Consider the following 17,910-nt stretch of genomic DNA (forward strand, 5'->3'; position numbering starts at 1 on the left):
TATGAACTAGACAGAACTCCTGTTTTTTTTCTTGACTTCGGCTATGACGGAAGAGTCTATGTCTTGAGCCTGATTGAATGATATTGCCATCCTTATCAAGTATAAAGACTCAATCCAGAAAGCATGTTCTTGCTCCGAGTGATCTTGTTGAATATTTGTCATTAGATTTCTATTTATCCTCCGATACTTGGAACATTCATGCGGTTGAGCCAGAAACTAATATTGAACAGTTATTAGAAGTTATCAAAGACTATTCAGATCAAGAAATTCATTTGATCTGCCATGGCGATGGCGTGACTCTCCAGATTGGTGAGGGCCTTCCCTTATCGAGATTGTACGAGTTGAGACGAGATTGCTTATCCGTCTCGACCCCTGACCTTGTCCTTTGGTCCTGTTATGGAGGTCTGCACTACGGTTGTTCTGATCGTTTAAGGGCTCGGATTATCACGACTGACTCCCTTCTCGGTAACAACAAAACTATTGAGGGGTATGCGCCGTTGAGTTCATTAGTGCAGAAAAGTAGTGTAGAATTGAATGATAAATCTGCTGGATGGACTTCAAAAAACAAGGAACTTTTTGCGTTACATCCACCTAAACAAAATAAAAAAACTGGTATTTGGCATCTTGATCAAGACAATAGCGTCAACTTCCTTTCGAAGATTTCCCAAAATAAGCTCATCGTTTTACCTAAACTTAAAGGAATTCGTTCAGAGATCACCTCTGAATACAAAGATTTTCGTGAATGGACGATTCGTTTTGACGCCGCTGATCCGAAATTAACATTTCGCCTCCCGAAAATATTGCGGTCGAAAGATTCTGGTAAGAGCGACTTATTGACGACCGAAGTCACCGTTGAAGATGCATCAATTAAATCTTGGCATGTAGAGGCTTCAGCTGATTTACTTGATATCGATAGCCTAAATATTAGTGGAAAAGTTAATCTTAGCCATGAAATCGGATCGTCACAGTATATACTTGGTGGGGTTGTTGACCTTTTTAGTGATTCGCCTATTGCAGAATATTTTGATTTCGGCTCTCAAAAATTCGATGGCCAGGTGGTTTTTAATCACTCTGCGCGTAAAAATAAGACTCGAGATAGATTTCATGTTGTTAGTTTTGAGGGTAAGACACCATTTGATATCGACTTGTTTGGTTTGGGTGGACTAAAAAGTTCAAAGAAATCTTCAATTTCTTATAGTAAATCGCAGAAATCTTCCGATACTGATAATAATGTAGACGGTAGATATACTATTTCTCATATTAAAACTACTGGGGGGCGTGGAAGTATCTTTGGTAGGGGCGTTAAATTTCCTGATTTAAATTTTAACCTTTTGAACGGTGCTTTTAAGATTGGCAAATGGAAGACATCCGGTAAATTATCATTCAATATCCCTGGTCTTAATACGAATAAAAAAATTGATATTAGCTCCCAGCCTTCGAGTTCAAAACAACAAGAAATTAAGATTAGGAACCTTAAGTTGCCTAATAATCAGCCGTTATTTGAAGATGGAGCAGCTATTAATTCTCTTACTGTTACACAGGATGAAAATGGTATTTGGTATCCAAAAGCATGGTCAGCTCGTGGAGATTTTAAACTCCCATTCAATGCGCTTAAGTTTGCGCCAGATCTTCGCTTGAATTACAAAAAATCAGCTAATGGTGATTTGATCTCTCTTAAAAATGCAAGTATACTTAATGATAATAATCAATTGATAACGTCCGGCTCGATTTCAAATGCAGATTTATCGAAGGGTCCTAGTAATAAATGGCTGATTTCATCATTAAAAGCCAAAGGTGAACTGACAAATTTGTTAAAGCCACTTGGAATTGATTTGAATCCAAGTGTTGCTTTCAGCTACTCCTTTGATCCGAAAAAATCCGAAGAGTTGTATGAACTTTCAGGCAGTTTAGTTTCAAATTCAAAAGCGTCCTCGTTGCTAGTCAATGGTTCATTGGATCATCTTCACCTTGTAAAACCAAACAAAAATAATGACAGATGGACGATTTCGAATTGGCAAGCTACTGGCTCTTTAAATGTCAAACCAATAGGGCTTTCTATCGATAAAGCCACTTTGAGATATAACAATGATGATGGAATACCAACATACTCGATTCGTGATCTTGAATTATCGAAAACAGGTGATCAATCTAATTTATTGGAGGCGGCTACACTGCGCCACCTTGAATTTCAACCCATTCAAAACGGCCGAGGATGGAAGATATCCGAGTGGGAAGCAAAGGGAAACTTCAACCAGAATATTGCTGGTCTTGCACTTGATGCAGGACTCACTCTTGCATTCGACCACAACGAGAAAGATTCTTTTTATACAATTTCAAATGCTGTTCTGAAAAGCAATGCTCTGGCCACGAATAATAATCTCTTACTTTCTTCTGGTCAATTAGATGAACTTGTATTCAGTTACTTACCTACTAACAAGGGAAGAATACTTGATGTCAAGCATTGGAATGCAACCGGACGTCTCAATGTAGATGTGCTGGGTTTGTCCATCGATGGTCTTGTTGATATGGCTTTTTCGAAAAAGAATAATAAACACCGTTACATTATTGAAAAAGCTCAGTTATCTTCAAAAACAGATTCGTCAGTCACCAATCAATTAATTGGTGATGGAGAAATTCGAAATTTAATTTTTATCCAGGACAAGAGCATTAAGAAACCAGGTTGGACCATCCAGCAATATGAGGCAGAGGGTTCATTTGCGCTCAATTTACCTGGATTAAATGTTCAAAGTAAGGCTTTGCTCTCTTATCAGAATACTCGTGGAGCTCAGACTTATCGTGTCGATCGTGCCATGGTCGGCGGTGGCTCAAAAGAGGATGATTTATTTTCAGAAGGCACGGTCAATGATCTTGTATTTGAATTTGATAATACGAACAACCAATGGGATGTGAAATCATTTGAGGTTGATGGGCGTATTAATTTACCGGTGAGGGGTGTTGACCTCAATTCAAAATTGTCAATGAAATATGATCACAATAAGGGCCGAGCTAAGTATGTTATTGCAGAGGCAGAAATTGACGCTTCAAAGGATAAGCAGGGAGCTGATCATATTTTTGCTAAGGCAATGATTAATGATTTGATTTTCATTGATCAATCGAATGATGACGAAGAACGCAAGTGGCAGATTCTTTCCTACGCAGCGATTGGCCAACTTGATTTTTTAATAGCTGGCTTACCTCTAGGCTCAAATGTTAATTTAGAATATAAGTCGAATAGAACTTCACAACCCCAATATGTTATCAATGCTGATTTTAATGCTGGTCAAGTAAATGCCAGTTCATTGTTTGCCGAGGGTCGTGTTCAAGATTTAATATTGCGTCCGCACTCTGATCAAGTCGAATCTGATTCCACAGACAAACGTTTAGCCTCATGGATTGTTGATAGTTATACTGCAAGTGGTCGATTTAACTTTGATATCGCCGGCTTGAAATTTAATTCAAATCTGGATCTTGATTATAAACGGGGAGATGATCCCAATTCAATCGACCTCTACCGCGTTTCTGAGGCATCGTTGCAGGCCAGTAAGGAGGATCAATCAGCATTATTTGCCGAGGCTAAGCTCCACGATCTTGTTATCCATCACTTACCGAATAAAACTGGCCGCGATGCCTGGAAAGTTCAAAAGTATCAAGTTAATGGTTTGCTTAATATTGATATAGCGGGCCTCAATCTCTCTTCAGATGTCGAATTGAAGTATCGCTATGACGCTTTAAATTCTCGAGATCTTTATTCTGCTAACGCCACGGTTTCAGCTGATACGACCGACTCGGAATCATTATTCACAACAGCAGATATAACCAACCTTCAGTTCAGCTATGAACAGCAAAATCAGATGAATCCCTGGCAGGTTGATCAATATGATGCATCAGGGATGTTGGCGATGGAGGTGTTGGGTTTAAACCTCTCATCTGGTGTCGATTTAACATACCGACGTGAATCTTCAGGCCTGGAGCGCTACAAAGCGTCTGCCAGTATTACCGCTGCTGGGGGCGATCCCAATAGTTTGTTTGCCTCGGCTGAAGTTGAGGATATGGAGTTTTCACATCATGCCAATCCTGAGGATGCTGGTGACTCATGGACCGTTGATAAATTTCGTGCTTCTGGACAATTGTCATTTGAGGTTCCTGGTCTAAATCTTAGTTCTGGTGTTGATGTTAATTATGGTCTTGATGAGTCTGGAGATGCTCTTTTTATTGTAAATGCCAGTATTAAAACCAAAGGAATCCAGCCAGATAGTTTATTTGGCAGGGCAGAAGTTAGTGACTTGTTTGTTCGATATCGCGAACCTTTAGAAGGATCATCTGCTTCCTGGTTCGTTGAGCAATTTGATGCCGAAGGTGAGTTGGAAGTTCCGATATTGGGATTAAATTTTAATGGAAATGTTGCTCTTGAATACCGTCATAATATTACTTCGGGCATTGATAACTATCGTATTAATGGAAAGGTAAGCGCAGCAAGCCAGGACGCTGAATCTATTTTTGCTAAAGCTACAGTCTCTGATCTTCTGTTAAGTCGAAATCAGAATTCTCCACCTGGGGCATCTGCTTGGCGAGTTGATCAGTTTGATGCTTCGGGAGAACTTAATTTTCCTGTTGCGGGTCTCAACTTCACGAGTGATGTGCAACTTTCATATCGTAATCCTCTGGAAGGTTCGGAACAATATATTTTAAATGCCGAAGTTGGTGGTTCAGCCGATTCAGATTCGTTATTTGCTTCAGCCAAAGTTACTGATATGATCATTGAACCTACTGTCGATCCTTCTGCTCGCAATAGTAGAAAGTGGGCTGTGCGGCAATACAAGGCTTCCGGTGCATTGTCATTTAATATATCCGGACTATCATTTGCTTCAGCTGTAAATCTTGAGTATCAAAACGTTGGTAATTTAGAGACATTCACAATACCAGCGGCGTCTTTAAAATCGTCCGGTTCCAGCTTATTGGCTTCGGGGCGTGTTGAAAATCTTACGTTTACTCGTTCTAGATCCACTCCTTCTCGTTCGGATGATGTCTCACTGCCGTCGACGACCACTTGGAGTACTGAACAGTGGGATGCCAGTGGTGCACTAAACATTGCAGCTCCAGGTTTGAATCTCTCTGCTGGTGCTTCCGTTAGTTATCGCTCAGATTCCCAGCAGTATTTGGTGAGCGCTCAACTTGAATCGGCGTCGGATTTATTGCAAGCTGGAGCTTCACTCGATCAGATGGTTGTTAAAAAATCAACTGTTGAGGGGGCGACCAAACCCTGGTTGATTGAACAATGGACTGCATCGGGGAGTCTCAATCTTGATACAACTGGTTTTCAGATGGATTCGAGAATGAGGATCCAGTTCCTCTCTGATCTTCTTTCCCCGACGGGTCGTGATATTTATAAAGTGAGTGGCGGCCTGTCTTTTGAGGCGGGTCTTTTTAATGGCGATGTGTCGTTGAATGAGATGTTAATAGAACCCACCTCTCAAAATGATTGGGCTATTTCGAGCTGGAATGCATCTGGCCTGTTGGATATCAAATTTGGCGGTCTCTCTGCCTCTGGCTCTATTGCTGTTGATTATCTTGCAGGTGTTGATGGTCAACCTGATTCTTATGTCATTGATGACCTCACATTAGCGTCATCTGGTGAATTCTTTTCGGGTCAGGTCTCTGCCCAAGATGTAAATCTTACTTATGATCCACAATATGGTTGGATCCCGCTTTCGGCGAAGCTGCGCGGTAGTTTAGCCGCTGATTTCGACCTTATTGGTTTGCAGGGGGATGTTGCTTTAGATTATTCCTATGATCCTGTTCGTAAAACGACTGTTTGGAAAACCAGTGACGCGACGTCGGCGGATTTAAAATTAGCGATAAAAGATTTTGCAGATTTTAAGACTTCAGTCCAGTTTGAAAGAGTGATTCCAGATTCTTCACTTGAAACACCATACTTCAAATCTTTGTCAGCAGGCCTCGATCAAGGCCAAATCAGTATCGGAGATCTTGATTTTGATATCCCCAAGCAAGGTGTTGAATTTGCCTATGCCCAGAATCCAATCGTTGTGAATGGTAAAACTGAACTTGAAACGATTTACGGCGTTAATGGGTCTTTTGGTTTTGATCTTGTTGATAATTTTCTAGCGGTTGATCTTGAGGCGGGCTCTGGAAGTATTGCATCATCAATGCGTCAAATTATTGATGACGATTACTTTTCATCACTTCGAAATAGTGCTGTAAAAAATAATATTTGGAATGTTGGAACGATCAGTGGTTCGGCCAGTTTCAATGGTCAATCTGGCTTTGATTTGGGTTTGGCCAAGATTGGATCGCTGGGGGTTTCCAATCAATCCAAATTGCCTGACGGCAAATCAGTACCATTGGGTTTGTACAAGTACAACGGACCGACACGCGCTGATCAAACAGGTTTGGCATCTGACCTAACAGTTGAAGCTAAAGATATCACTCTTAGGGTTGGAGCTTTCGCGAATGGGATTCAACCGCTTGCTAAATCTATTTCAAATTTTGTTTCGCCTTTGAAAGAGCCAATTGATTATTTGAAGAAGGATATTCTTGGTGGTTTTTACGATGGTATTGATGAGCGTACTTCTTGGATTATTGACAAAGCCAATTCAGTTTTGAAGTATTTCCCTTTCGATGCGTCGATCTCTCATCCGTATTTGGGTCGCAAAATTAACTCAAAAATTGGCAATAGTGCGAGTGATATTATTGATTCAGTCTATGAGATTCGTTACAATAAAAAGTTGCATCTGTCGGACAAGCTGGATGCTGCTAGGACTTTTCTGGATCAGATGGATGCGTTCTCACGTAATTCCTATGTAGACCGCAAAGTGGATGGTTTGAGTTTTGCATATACAATACCTTCGCATGCTTCATCGACACAGAATCCAACTCCTTCGTCTTCTGTTGGTGTTCATCAGGCCAGTCAGTCGCTTCGGCAGACGGTCGGAGCTATTCAGCCAGCTGCGCATCCTGCGCTGAAATCGACCGATTTAGGTTTGTCGCTACCGGTCATGGAGAAACGTTTTGGTACATATCTTGAATATCCTGCTTTTGCGTCGTCTGATTCTGTCAAATCGATGCTTAAAACATTTTTTACGCAACCTGATCAGCCGATTGATATTTTTAAGTTTGGCATGGGTTTAAATATCGATAATCTTAGTTTTGATACACCTAATTTGCTGCCAAATCCACTGTCTCTCAAGCTAGGTGCTGGAATTGGCTTTGATTTAAAGACTCAGGCTGGAATGCAGATTTCTGGTTCTGATATTTTCGAATTAATGACAGCGGATCAAGTGCCCAGTGTTGCCGCTGATCTTTTCTCCCAGAATGTCTACTTAGACCTTGACAATACATCTGCTTCGATTCGTCCTGAATTCAATTTATCAGCCGGTCTTGAACTTGTCCCCGAAGGTCCGGTTCGATCTGCTTGCGATAATTGGGTTCAAAAAAATGTCATCAAATATTGTGGGGGAACTCCTGGATACGCTTTGGGCGCAAGTTTAGATACAAAGCTTTCGGCCGACCTTACTGTGCAATTGGATAATGCTGGTGGCAACCGGGTTTATCTTGATCAGCTTGACTCGATGAAGCTTTCGCCTCGTTTGTCCTTTGATGGTTTGACGTTAAGTCCGAATTTGCGGTTGAATTACATTGTTGGTACTCAGAATTACCCTTTGGGTCATGTAGAGGTGTTGCCTGCTGTATCGATTGGTTCCAATTCACCACAAACCTTCGGTGTTAAACAGGCCTACAGTGATTTCGATCAATATTTCGGTGATCGCCTTACCCTTGCGTCTCGAAGGGTTTTAGGTTCATCAGGGAATGATCGCTATGTTGGAAAAGATGGAGTCATCGACCATGTGATTGTTTCTGCTGGGAAGGACAAGCTCAGGCGCTTCAATCCCTCTGAAGGTGATCGTTTGATTGTCTCTAGCGATATCGACTTTTCGGTTGAAAGAGTAAGAAATGGTCTTGTGATTGATCTTGAGGATCTCGGAACCATGAAAATCAATGGCTTGAACTCAAAGAAAATTAGCATTGACGATTTTATACTTAATCAGTCTGATATTGTCTAAGAAGCTTCGTTCGTGGCATCGTTTTTGTTTTTTAATATTTTGGCCAGATATGTCTTTTGAGCTTTTGGTAATCTGATTCTTGGTTTTGCAATTTCGAATTCTATTTTTTGGCCATTTCCTGATCGATTGCGGCACAACGTCTTTCTTTTTGATGTTGTGCCAGGCATTTTTATCCGTTGAATTGTTTGATCAGATCGTCGTGTCGGCCCTTCGGTCTTCCGGTATCCATTCATCGTTGGCTTTGAGATCGTCTGTTCCTTTTCTGGTCTTTTGCCCGGATTGGGTGTTCTGTTCTCCCTTGGATCCTCGATTTCGTCTCTGGCTTAAGTGCCGAACATGTCGTCCAGCATCAGGTTTCGTGTTCCTGAAATCGCTTGCATCGCCAAGAGCAGGGCTACCACCAGATTGGTTCCAATGTGCAATCGACGGATGGCATGTTCCTTGCCAATCAGTGGCTGCAGCGCTGTTGAACTCAGCAACAGTCCACTGAGCAGCAGCCCCATCCAAAAGTGCGATTGCCAGAACAATGGGGTCCAGGGCTGATCACTGAGACGCTCCACTCCCGGTTGCAGTCCCAAGAGCAACAGTCCACTCCACGAGGCAGCGGCCCACAGCAACCGTTGCCAGATCGATCTGCTTTGGAGCAACCAGCGGTAGCTCCCCAGTACGGCAACCGACACCATCACCAGCAGCCCCGGTGCGGTGCTGACCAAGCTGTGGCTTAGCGCGATCAGCACAGCCACAAGAACACCTCCTGTGACCCAGGCACCGTGCTGAGCATGTTCCACCGGCACGGAGGCGGCAATTGGATTGATCTTCAGCCGCCGCTCCCGCGCCAAGATCCCCAGCCGGATTGTGGCACCCACCACGGGATACACGAACAGAATCATCAGAACGGGATGCACCAGCCCAATCCATGCCTGGGGGGTGAGGCTCTGCAGTGCTTGGGACTCAGTCAAAAAAAAAGCAACCCTGAACCCAGGGTTGCGCATTGTGGAACAGTGATGGACTGAAGTGGATCAGACCTTTCTGGAGTAATACTCAACCACCAGCAGTTCGTTAATTTCGAGGGCCACCCACTCACGCTCGCAGCGTCCGGTGACCTTCGCGGTGAGCTTGGTTTTATCCAGCTCAAGATGGGGGGGGATGTTGGCCAGGCCAGGGAATTCGAGATTGCCTTCGGCGAGTTTCTTGCTGCCCTTGCGTTCGCGGATCGCGATCACATCGCCCACCTTGCACTGGTAACTGGAGATATCGGTCACACGGCCGTTCACGGTCACGTGGCCGTGGTTCACCAGCTGGCGGGCACCGGGGACGGTGGGGCCGAAGCCCATTCGGAAACAGACGTTGTCCAATCTGTTTTCTAGAAGCTTGAGCAGGTTGGTTCCTGTGGAACCGTCCTGGGCACGGGCTTTCTTCACGTAGCGCACCAACTGGCGCTCCGAGACCCCGTAGTTGAAGCGGAGTTTCTGTTTTTCTTCCAAACGGATTGCGTATTCAGAGCGCTTGCGACGGGCTTGGCCGTGCTGACCGGGTGGATAGGACCGCTTTGCGGACTTCCGGGTGAGACCGGGAAGGTCTCCCAAGCGCCGCGTGATCCTCAGGCGAGGGCCGCGGTATCGAGACATGAATTCAGGTGTGGTGGGACCATTCGTGCACAGATGGAGTCAAGCTGGGATCCGTGATGGGCCCTTCCCCCCACTGATGCACGAATCAACCACTCTATCTGGCGGCTTTCTTCATCCCCTGTTCAGCGCTGCTAGCCGGAGCGTTGCCTGGTTGATGCTGATGGTGATTAATTTCTACCGCCGCTTCATCTCACCGATGATCGGTCCGCGATGCCGGTTCACTCCAACCTGCAGCGCCTATGGCCTTGAGGCCATTCAGCGTCACGGCCCCTGGCGGGGAGGCTGGCTCACCATCAAGCGACTGCTGCGATGCCATCCCTTTACTCCCTGTGGTTGTGACCCGGTGCCGGACTGATGGCTGAGCTCCGTCTTTACAGCCGTCAGGGCTGCTGCCTTTGCGAGGGGCTTGAGCAACGCCTGCGGATGCTTGACCTCACCAAGATGGATCTCCATCTGAAAATTGTCGATATCGATGCTCCCACCACCGCCGAGGCGGTCCGCGCCCGCTACGACTTGGAGGTTCCTGTGTTGGCCGTCGCTGACCGTGTCCTTCCGCGGGTATCCCCACGCCTCAGTGGTGATCAGTTGCAGCGATGGTTGCTGAACTGTCTTGTGGTTAGCGGGGGCTGAACAGCTTTTGGCTTGGTCCGAGCTGAGGCCTGTTGGTTCAACAGCCATGTTTGAGATGTCCGTCCACCTTTGGCTGTTCTTCTTTCGTTGATCGCCTTAGAAAGAACCCATTCACTGAGCTCTTCCAAGGGGGACGGATGGGTCAGACGCTCCATGCACTGCTCCGTGATGCCGGTCTTGAGATCCCAGCGGGCCTGATCAATCCGGACGTGACGATGATCACCAGTGATTCCCGCTCCGTTGGACCGGGCTGCCTGTTTCTCGGGTTGCCGGGTGAGCGGGTTGATGGTGGTTCGTTTTGGCGGCAGGCCCTGGAGTCGGGTGCAGCAGCGGCAGTGATAGGTCCGTCAGCCGCCATGGCTCAGACCCCAGCCGGTGGGGATCCTGTGGTGGTGGTGCCGGAACCGGTTGCAGGCCACGTCGGAGCATTGTCGTCGGCTTTTTGGGACCACCCAAGTCGCCGTATGGCCCTGATCGGGGTGACCGGCACCAACGGAAAGACCACCACCACCCATCTCATCGAACATCTCTCCGCTGGAGCTGGCGTGCCGACAGCGTTGTTCGGCACCCTGGTGAACCGTTGGCCTGGGTGCAGCATTACGGCGACCCACACCACCGCCTTCGCCGATCGTTTGCAGGCTCAACTGGCGCAAGCCGTCGCCGCCGGCAGTCAACTGGCGGCGATGGAGGTTAGTTCCCATGCTCTGGCTCAGCAGCGGGTGGCTGGCTGCTGTTTCTCCGGGGCCGTGTTCACCAACCTCACGCAGGACCATCTCGACTATCACCTGTCGATGGAGGCCTATTTCGAGGCCAAGGCGGCCTTGTTCGCTGAACCGTTGCTTCCTACTGATCGGGCCTCGGCAGTGATCAACGGGGATGACCCCTGGGGTGGGCAACTGGCCCAGCGGCTTGGCGATCGCTGTTGGCGCAGTTCGCTCACGGATCCAACGGCTGATCTTGTGATGACCGATCTTGAGATGACCGGCAGCGGTGTGCAAGGCAGGCTTCGCACGCCACTGGGTGAGGGAGCGTTTCAGTCCCCGCTGCTGGGACGGTTCAACCTGATGAACCTGCTGCAGGCGGTGGGTGTCCTGCAACAGCAGGGGTTACCCCTTCCCAGGCTGTTGAACTCCATCACGAGCTTCCGGGGAGTGCCCGGGCGAATGGAGCGGGTGGCACTGGAGGGTGCTGATTTAAATGGTCTCCCCACGGTGCTGGTGGATTACGCCCACACCCCCGATGGCCTGGAGAGTGCTTTGGCGGCGGCCCGTCCCTTCACTGGGGCGCGGCTGATCTGTGTGTTCGGTTGCGGAGGTGATCGCGATCGGGGCAAGCGCCCTCAGATGGCGGAGATTGCAGCTCGCCTGGCGGATCGTGTGGTGGTGACCTCGGATAACCCGCGCACAGAGGACCCCGAGCAGATCCTGAACGATGTGGTGATCGGGATCCCCCAGGGCATCGACCTGTTGGTGGAAGGCGATCGCGCTTCAGCGATCGCAACCGCAATCGCCGCAGCCTCTCCGGCAGATCTGGTGCTGGTGGCCGGTAAGGGCCATGAGGATTACCAGATTCTTGGCACGGAGAAGATTCACTTCGACGACCGGGAGGAGGCGGAGAAGGCGCTGCGCTTGCGGCTGTCTGCGTGAGAATCGTTGCTACCGGCAAAGGTTTCTGAATGGACGGGCTGAATCGGGCAGCTCTGGTCAGCGATGCCCACTTTTTTCAAACTCCCCAGGGATTGCTCGCCGGCACTCTCCTGCTGATGTTGTTCTGGTTCGTCCTGAAGCTGGCGGACCGAATTCCCAATCCTTCGGTGGTGCTTTTGATCCGTGCCCTGCGGCGTCCGCTTGTGTTCGGATTTGGGGTTGCTCTTTATGCCGGTTGGCTGTTCGGGTTACTGGCCAACAAGATGGTGATCCTGACGGATGTTGAAGTTACAAAAGCAATGGCATCGTTGGTGCTGTTTGTGATTGGCAGGGCCGTCAGTATTGCTGGATTGAAGATTCTCCATTCGAGCAGTTTTGATCATTGGTTGCAGAAAGAAATTGATGATGATCGTGATCGATCGATGATGATCGCTCTGCTTGATCGCTTGTATGTGATTGTTGTTTTTCTGATCACGTTTGCCGCAATTATGATTGCGATTGGGGTCTCTGCAACGGCTGTTGGTGCAGTGCTTGGGGGTGCGGGAATTGGGATCGGCTTCGGTACGCAACAGATCTCTCAGAACTTTTTGTCTGGTTTGATGTTGTTTTTCAACCGCCCCTTCGGTGTCGGTGATTGGATCCAGGTGTCCACGTTTGAAGGAACAGTGGAGCGGATTGGTTGGTATCACACCCGGATTCGCACCTTTGATCGCCGGCCGCTGTTTATCCCGAATTCACTGTTTGCTACCACGCCGATTGAGAATCCTGGCCGGATGTATAACCGGCGGATCAAAGTAGAGCTCGGTCTGCGATATGAGGATCTTGATCGGATTGCAGAGGTGACATCAAAGGTCAAGGCAATGTTGAAAAGCCATGCGGCGATTGATCAGAGGCAAACCATGCTGGTCAACTTCAATCAATGGGACAGTTCATCGATCAATCTGTTGGTTTACACCTTCACAAAAACGACGGTTTGGTCGGAGTGGTTGGACGTTCAGCAGGATGTTTTTCTGCAGATTGCTGCAATCGTTAAGGAGGCCGGTGCTGATTTCGCCTTCCCCTCCACAACGCTCTACCCAGGCACAAATTTCAATGCGAATCAGCCCTTTCTCGCACCGCCACCAGCGGGGGATGAATCGAGCCCGAGCCCCGGCGCCCCGAATTGAACACGTCCCAGCAGGCGCTTCATCCTTTCAAGATCAATCGCGTATCGGCATGGCCCGGATTGAATTACGGGCTGATTCCCTCGAGTGCTTGCACTAGGGCATCCAATTCAGCGTCCTGGCTCAGCACATGGGTGCAGGCCCGTAGGCAGGGCGGGTCGGCAAGATCGCGAATCCAAAGGCCCTGGGTTCCTAGTTGTTTCACCAGGTCTGATGGCTCCGGTCCAGACGGCAGCTGAAAGCTCATTAGGCCAGCCGGGGGCGGCACGGTCAGCAGGGGCAAGCTGCTGCCCATGTTGTTGAGCTGCTGCCAGAGCCGCCCACTCAGGTGGCGGATCGATTCAAGGCGGTCAGCGGCCGATCCAATCTCCGCCAGCAGCTCCATGGAGCGTCGTAAGCCCGCCATTAACGGCACGCAGCTGGTTGCAACTTCAAAACGGCGGCTGTCGTGGTGAAACGGGTCCTCGGGCGTGAGATCTGCAAAGCGTTCATCCTGGAGGCTGCGCCAACCAATCATGGTTGGAGATGCCTCAGCGAGCACACGCTCTGAGAGCGCCACACCTCCCAACCCCTCCGGTCCACAAGCCCACTTATGACCGGTAAATCCGTAAATGTCAGAGGCGGCTGCAGCCTCATCGACAGGAATCTGCCCGAAACTTTGGGCAGCATCCACCAGCAGAAAGGGTTGTTGTGTGTGCTGTTTGAGGCGTTGGGCAACAGCTGCAACCGGCATGATTTGGCCGGTGTTCCAGAGCAGATGGGACAGCACCACCAGTCGGGTCCGTGGCCTGAGGCACTGCTCGAGAGCATCGAGAACGCCCTGGTCCGTCTGTTGCTGATCGGCGCGAAGTTGCTTTACCGGCAGGCTGTCAAGGCCGAGGTCATGACGTCGGGCCAGCTCGACGCAGGCGGCCACCACACCGGGATGCTCACAATCGCTGATCAGCAGACGATCTCCGCTGCGAAACGGCAGTCCCCACAAGGGGAGAACGCACCCACTTGTGACGTTCTCTGTCAGGGCTAGTCGATGGGGAGGGATGCCGCATTCCATCGCCAGGCGCCGCCGGGTGCTGTTCACTTCAGCGGCAATGAAGGGCCAGATCTCTGCGGTGAACGGCCCCAGCTCCTGGATGCACCGCCAGCTGTTGGTGATCGCTTCAAGGGAGGGCGTCGGCAGTGGCCCTTGGCCGCCGTAATTGAAGTAGGTCTTGTTCTGCAGGGCAGGGCACAGTGACCGCAACTCGTTTGTGTTCATCTGGTTTATGGCTGATTAAGGTGTGACTAAAGGTGCCTTATCGGAAGCATCCGACATATGTTCGTAAAGCGCGGAATGGATACCAGCTCCAGCGTGGCGGCCCTAAGGATGTTCAGCCAGTCATAGGCAAAACGATTTGGGTTGAGGCTCCTGGATCGACCTATCGCGTGGCACAAAGGCTCTCAGTCGTATTTGCAGCCAAGACAGATCGACTTATCGCTGAGGCTCGCAATGAGGTTTCACTGACCAGTGAGGAGTTGATTGATGCGGTTCCTCAACGGTTTGATCTAGTGTGCCGCCAAAGTTGTAGACCTATTTCTTACTGGCTGTGATTTTGAGGTTGAGACGGGTTGATAACTCCTCAACAAGAGCTGAGATACAGAGCGATCCTGAAGGGTGAAGAGCAGCCACGAGGCCACCTGTCGAAGGAAGAGCTGATCCAGCAGGCAAAGGCACTGAAGTCGCCTGCAGCGTGGACTGAGATGAGTTGGAAAGCTGCATTAGACGATTTCTTGGCACACGCTGCGGTCACTTTTCCAACATCTGCAACACGCCAATATGCCATTGCTTATCGCTCCTCGTTGCTGGTACGTCTTAGTCCTTCAACTGTTAAAACTCGTCTCGCATTTCTTTGTGGTCTCTGGTCAGTGCTTTGCGAGCTACGACCTGACTCCATGCATGTATTCAAGGGCTTAAACACGCGTATCAAGGTCGTTAAGGCGAGAAAACCTGACTTCACAATTATCGATCCATCCGACTGGAATGGGTCGGGTGAACAGATAGAGATTTTCAAATTCCTCCATTTCACAGGTGCTCGTCTCGCTGAGATTGCTGGCTTGCGATCTGAAGATCTGCATGATGACCGGATACTGATCCGACCCAATGAGTCAAGACCCTTGAAGACCGATTCCTCTGAGAGGTCAATTCCAATTCATCCAAGATTGAAGTCTTGGTCTATTAAGTTGCGAGAGAGGAAAGGGCTTTTGTAGCCGGGTCAGTACCAAGAGTCGAATAAGCGTTGGGGAGTTAATATCTCAAAGCTCTGTAGGAAAATAGTTGGAATAACTCCCAAAGGTTTTAGAGATAGAGCCGCAACCATTTTGAGAGAAAATAATATGAATGAGGCTGTTGTCGTTGCTTTGTTTGGTCATACACCCAACTCTATTTCCATGGCATATGGCGCTAAGCCTTGGAGGGAATTACAACGAGCTGTGAATCTTCTCTAATGTTTTGAAGTGGGCAAATGACCTGGATTTGCTCAGAATCGCCTACAACCTGCCTCAAATGGTGCGAACGATAAATCCCCTATTCACAATCACTAAGGCATCACGCATGCCCACACAGCAGCTTTTCAGCCGCAACTAACACTTTCATACCTTTTTTTGTGACCACACCTAAATACAACAAGTTCAATACTGGAAAGACTAAAAACTATTTTCCTATCAACAAGTGGCGCTATGATAGCTCCAATCATCCAATTATCAAGTCGTTGGAGAAATGTGCCAGCTCAACTCCGAAAGCAGTGTTTAGTCAACAAGAGTTGCAAATGCTAATTGGCTTGAAAAATACACTGCAATGCAGTGAGCGTGATGCAGTGCAGATTACGCTCTATGAGGAGGCTAAAACAGCCTCTGTTGCCTATGAATTGACATTTAGATGCGCATGATCAGAATCAGAGGAAAAGGGGCATCAGGGACGATCTTCGACGAAGCAGTGGAAACTGCCAAAGACTGAACAGATGACTGCAATCAATACAGCGAACGATCTAGGTATTACAAATGCAGAGTTTGTTCGTTTGTCGATCATGTGGCTACAACAAGGCATTAGAAAAGATGAGATCAAGAGCATTCAGAACTGCAAGATCATTAGTGAAGACAAGGATGCTCACCAATGGAGCAGAGAAAATAATGGCAAGCCACCAAGCAAGCAAGTCCCAAATCTGAAGCAAGCCCTGCAGGAAGCTCAGATGCTCTTTGACTATATGAATGAGATAAAATGAGAGGAACGGCGTGAAAGGAATAAAGAAAGCCAGTCAATGCCAAGAAGTATGCGAGCAGATATTGACAAGGAAGTAGCTGATTTCAATGAAGTCCAGGATCAGTTATTTGAAGATTTAGTCAACGGCGATTCGATTGAGGATACCAAAGACAAGATGGCATTTACTTTCATGCGTAATTGGAAAGTAGATTGGGACACAGCGATGCTTATTGTAGAGGATGACTTCCTAGACAAGAAAGATATAAAGAAGATGAAGCCAATTGACATGATGAGACTGATTGAAAGAGGTAGAGCTAAAGCCTCTGAGGCTGAAGAGATAGAAGAAGAAAGACTGTGGGAATTAAAGAAGAGTCATGTAGAGGAGATGAGGGAGTGGGAAGAGTATCTGGAAAGTCCACCAAAAACTTGGACTGCTTTTGTTAACGGAGTACGTCTTGGGAGACGCATGACGTGCAAGGGCGCAGGAGATCCTTTTCCGGATTTACCTGATCCTTTACCACGCAACTTTCCAATGCCTGACAGTTGGCCTGAGGAAAATGTGTGGCCAGATAACGGAAGAGATGACACAAGAACCTGTTACTTCTGGATGCAAAACTGCAAGAACCATTGCAATAACTGACTTTCTTGGATCACCTACCTACTTCGTAGTAGGAAAGACAAATCAAACAGTTTTAAACCACAAAAACTAGTGCTCCTACACCGAGCGAGCGAGGTGTCCCAAAAGACACAATCACTTCTATTTACTTATGTCTAGGTGAACGACGAACGAACGAGCGGAGCGAGTGAGTGAAGGAATGAACAGACATCTTGAATTACTTTCTTTTAACCAGACTGTATAAGATCAACACAACAATCTTCAAGTGAACAAAGAACAGGGGCATTACCTGTTGGTTGTCTTTGCTAGTAGATCGTGATTGCTACTAGCAACCAGATTGGGTGGAACATGGTTCATCTACAAATCACACGTCATAAAAAAGCCGTCCATTTGGATAGCGGTATGAAAGCAACGAACGTCTGGTGACTTCGCATTGGTTCGATCCCAATGATTCGTCTTGGTATTAGTCGCCTACTTCCATTGTGAGGTAGGTGAACTAAATACCAAATCAATAAACTATAAAAACAGAAAAACAAATTTATGTAGACAACAGAGTACGAACGGTTATCGAATGTACTCATTGTGGGTCTACCACCCATGTCAAAGCTGGTATTAATACCAAGACATCAAAGGCTGCTGTTGAACGTCCCTGTAAGGCATGTAACCCAGTACAGAACCCGCTTAACAACACAGGTTGGTGGCATAACTTTGGTCTGGATAAGAACCCTGGTATTTACGGACCCATGCCACGCATGAGAACAAGCCTCCGTTACAGGCTTGGGGAGGCGCGGAGAATGGGCTTGATGGCTTGGAGGTGGGATGACGAATACAAATAAGAACGCAAAGGGATTACAGCATCGTGAAGAAACAAAAGAAACAACCCATGTCAGACTCAAATCGACAAGCAGTAGAAGAGT

At 47.8% G+C, this 17,910-nt stretch carries 11 protein-coding genes; 8 read left to right on the forward strand and 3 right to left on the reverse strand.

Annotated elements, in window-relative coordinates; translation table 11 throughout:
• The first annotated feature begins 77 nt into the window (after window positions 1-77).
• Window positions 78-8,078, forward strand: a complete 8,001-nt coding sequence (locus SIB64_RS06980; protein WP_413442523.1) for a hypothetical protein — start codon at window positions 78-80, stop codon at window positions 8,076-8,078.
• Window positions 8,079-8,401: 323 nt separating this feature from the next.
• Here SIB64_RS06980 and SIB64_RS06985 read toward each other — a convergent pair whose 3' ends face one another.
• Both SIB64_RS06985 and rpsD read right to left on the reverse strand, forming a co-directional pair.
• Window positions 8,402-9,037, reverse strand: a complete 636-nt coding sequence (locus SIB64_RS06985; protein ID WP_413442524.1) for a DUF4079 domain-containing protein — start codon at window positions 9,035-9,037, stop codon at window positions 8,402-8,404.
• Between the two features lie 60 nt (window positions 9,038-9,097).
• A complete protein-coding gene (gene rpsD, locus SIB64_RS06990; RefSeq protein WP_413442525.1) occupies window positions 9,098-9,706 on the reverse strand; it encodes a 30S ribosomal protein S4 in 609 nt (202 codons plus the stop codon).
• 76 nt (window positions 9,707-9,782) lie between these two features.
• Between rpsD and yidD the strand changes: the two genes are divergently transcribed.
• From yidD to SIB64_RS07010, 4 genes are all read left to right on the forward strand, one after another.
• Entirely contained in the window at window positions 9,783-10,061 is a 279-nt protein-coding gene (gene yidD / locus SIB64_RS06995) for a membrane protein insertion efficiency factor YidD (RefSeq protein WP_413442926.1), read from the forward strand.
• On the forward strand, window positions 10,061-10,336 hold the full coding sequence (locus tag SIB64_RS07000) for a glutaredoxin family protein (protein WP_413442526.1): 276 nt from the start codon (window positions 10,061-10,063) through the stop codon (window positions 10,334-10,336). Before yidD ends, SIB64_RS07000 begins: the two co-directional genes overlap by 1 nt.
• A gap of 137 nt (window positions 10,337-10,473) precedes the next feature.
• Window positions 10,474-11,982: a UDP-N-acetylmuramoyl-L-alanyl-D-glutamate--2,6-diaminopimelate ligase gene (locus SIB64_RS07005; protein WP_413442527.1), complete on the forward strand. Its 1,509-nt coding sequence runs from the start codon at window positions 10,474-10,476 to the stop codon at window positions 11,980-11,982.
• Window positions 11,983-12,011: 29 nt separating this feature from the next.
• Entirely contained in the window at window positions 12,012-13,148 is a 1,137-nt protein-coding gene (locus SIB64_RS07010) for a mechanosensitive ion channel family protein (protein ID WP_413442528.1), read from the forward strand.
• Window positions 13,149-13,212: 64 nt separating this feature from the next.
• On the opposite strand, the gene SIB64_RS07015 is transcribed toward SIB64_RS07010, so the two are convergent.
• Window positions 13,213-14,400, reverse strand: a complete 1,188-nt coding sequence (locus SIB64_RS07015) for an aminotransferase class V-fold PLP-dependent enzyme (RefSeq protein ID WP_413442529.1) — start codon at window positions 14,398-14,400, stop codon at window positions 13,213-13,215.
• A gap of 1,384 nt (window positions 14,401-15,784) precedes the next feature.
• Here SIB64_RS07015 and SIB64_RS07020 point away from each other — a divergent pair.
• The 3 genes from SIB64_RS07020 to SIB64_RS07030 all read left to right on the forward strand — a co-directional run bounded on the left by SIB64_RS07020 (window position 15,785) and on the right by SIB64_RS07030 (window position 17,017).
• Complete coding sequence (locus SIB64_RS07020) at window positions 15,785-16,066, forward strand: hypothetical protein (protein WP_413442530.1); 282 nt, start codon at window positions 15,785-15,787, stop codon at window positions 16,064-16,066.
• A 72-nt stretch (window positions 16,067-16,138) separates the two neighbouring features.
• The gene (locus SIB64_RS07025; RefSeq protein ID WP_413442531.1) at window positions 16,139-16,399 is read left to right on the forward strand and encodes a hypothetical protein; all 261 of its coding nucleotides are present in this window, start codon (window positions 16,139-16,141) and stop codon (window positions 16,397-16,399) included.
• Between the two features lie 48 nt (window positions 16,400-16,447).
• Window positions 16,448-17,017, forward strand: coding sequence for a hypothetical protein (locus SIB64_RS07030; RefSeq protein WP_413442532.1), 570 nt, complete (start codon window positions 16,448-16,450; stop codon window positions 17,015-17,017).
• The last annotated feature ends 893 nt before the right edge of the window (window positions 17,018-17,910 follow it).

It is taken from the genome of Synechococcus sp. MIT S1220 (genome assembly GCF_047303025.1).
GTDB lineage: Bacteria > Cyanobacteriota > Cyanobacteriia > PCC-6307 > Cyanobiaceae > Parasynechococcus.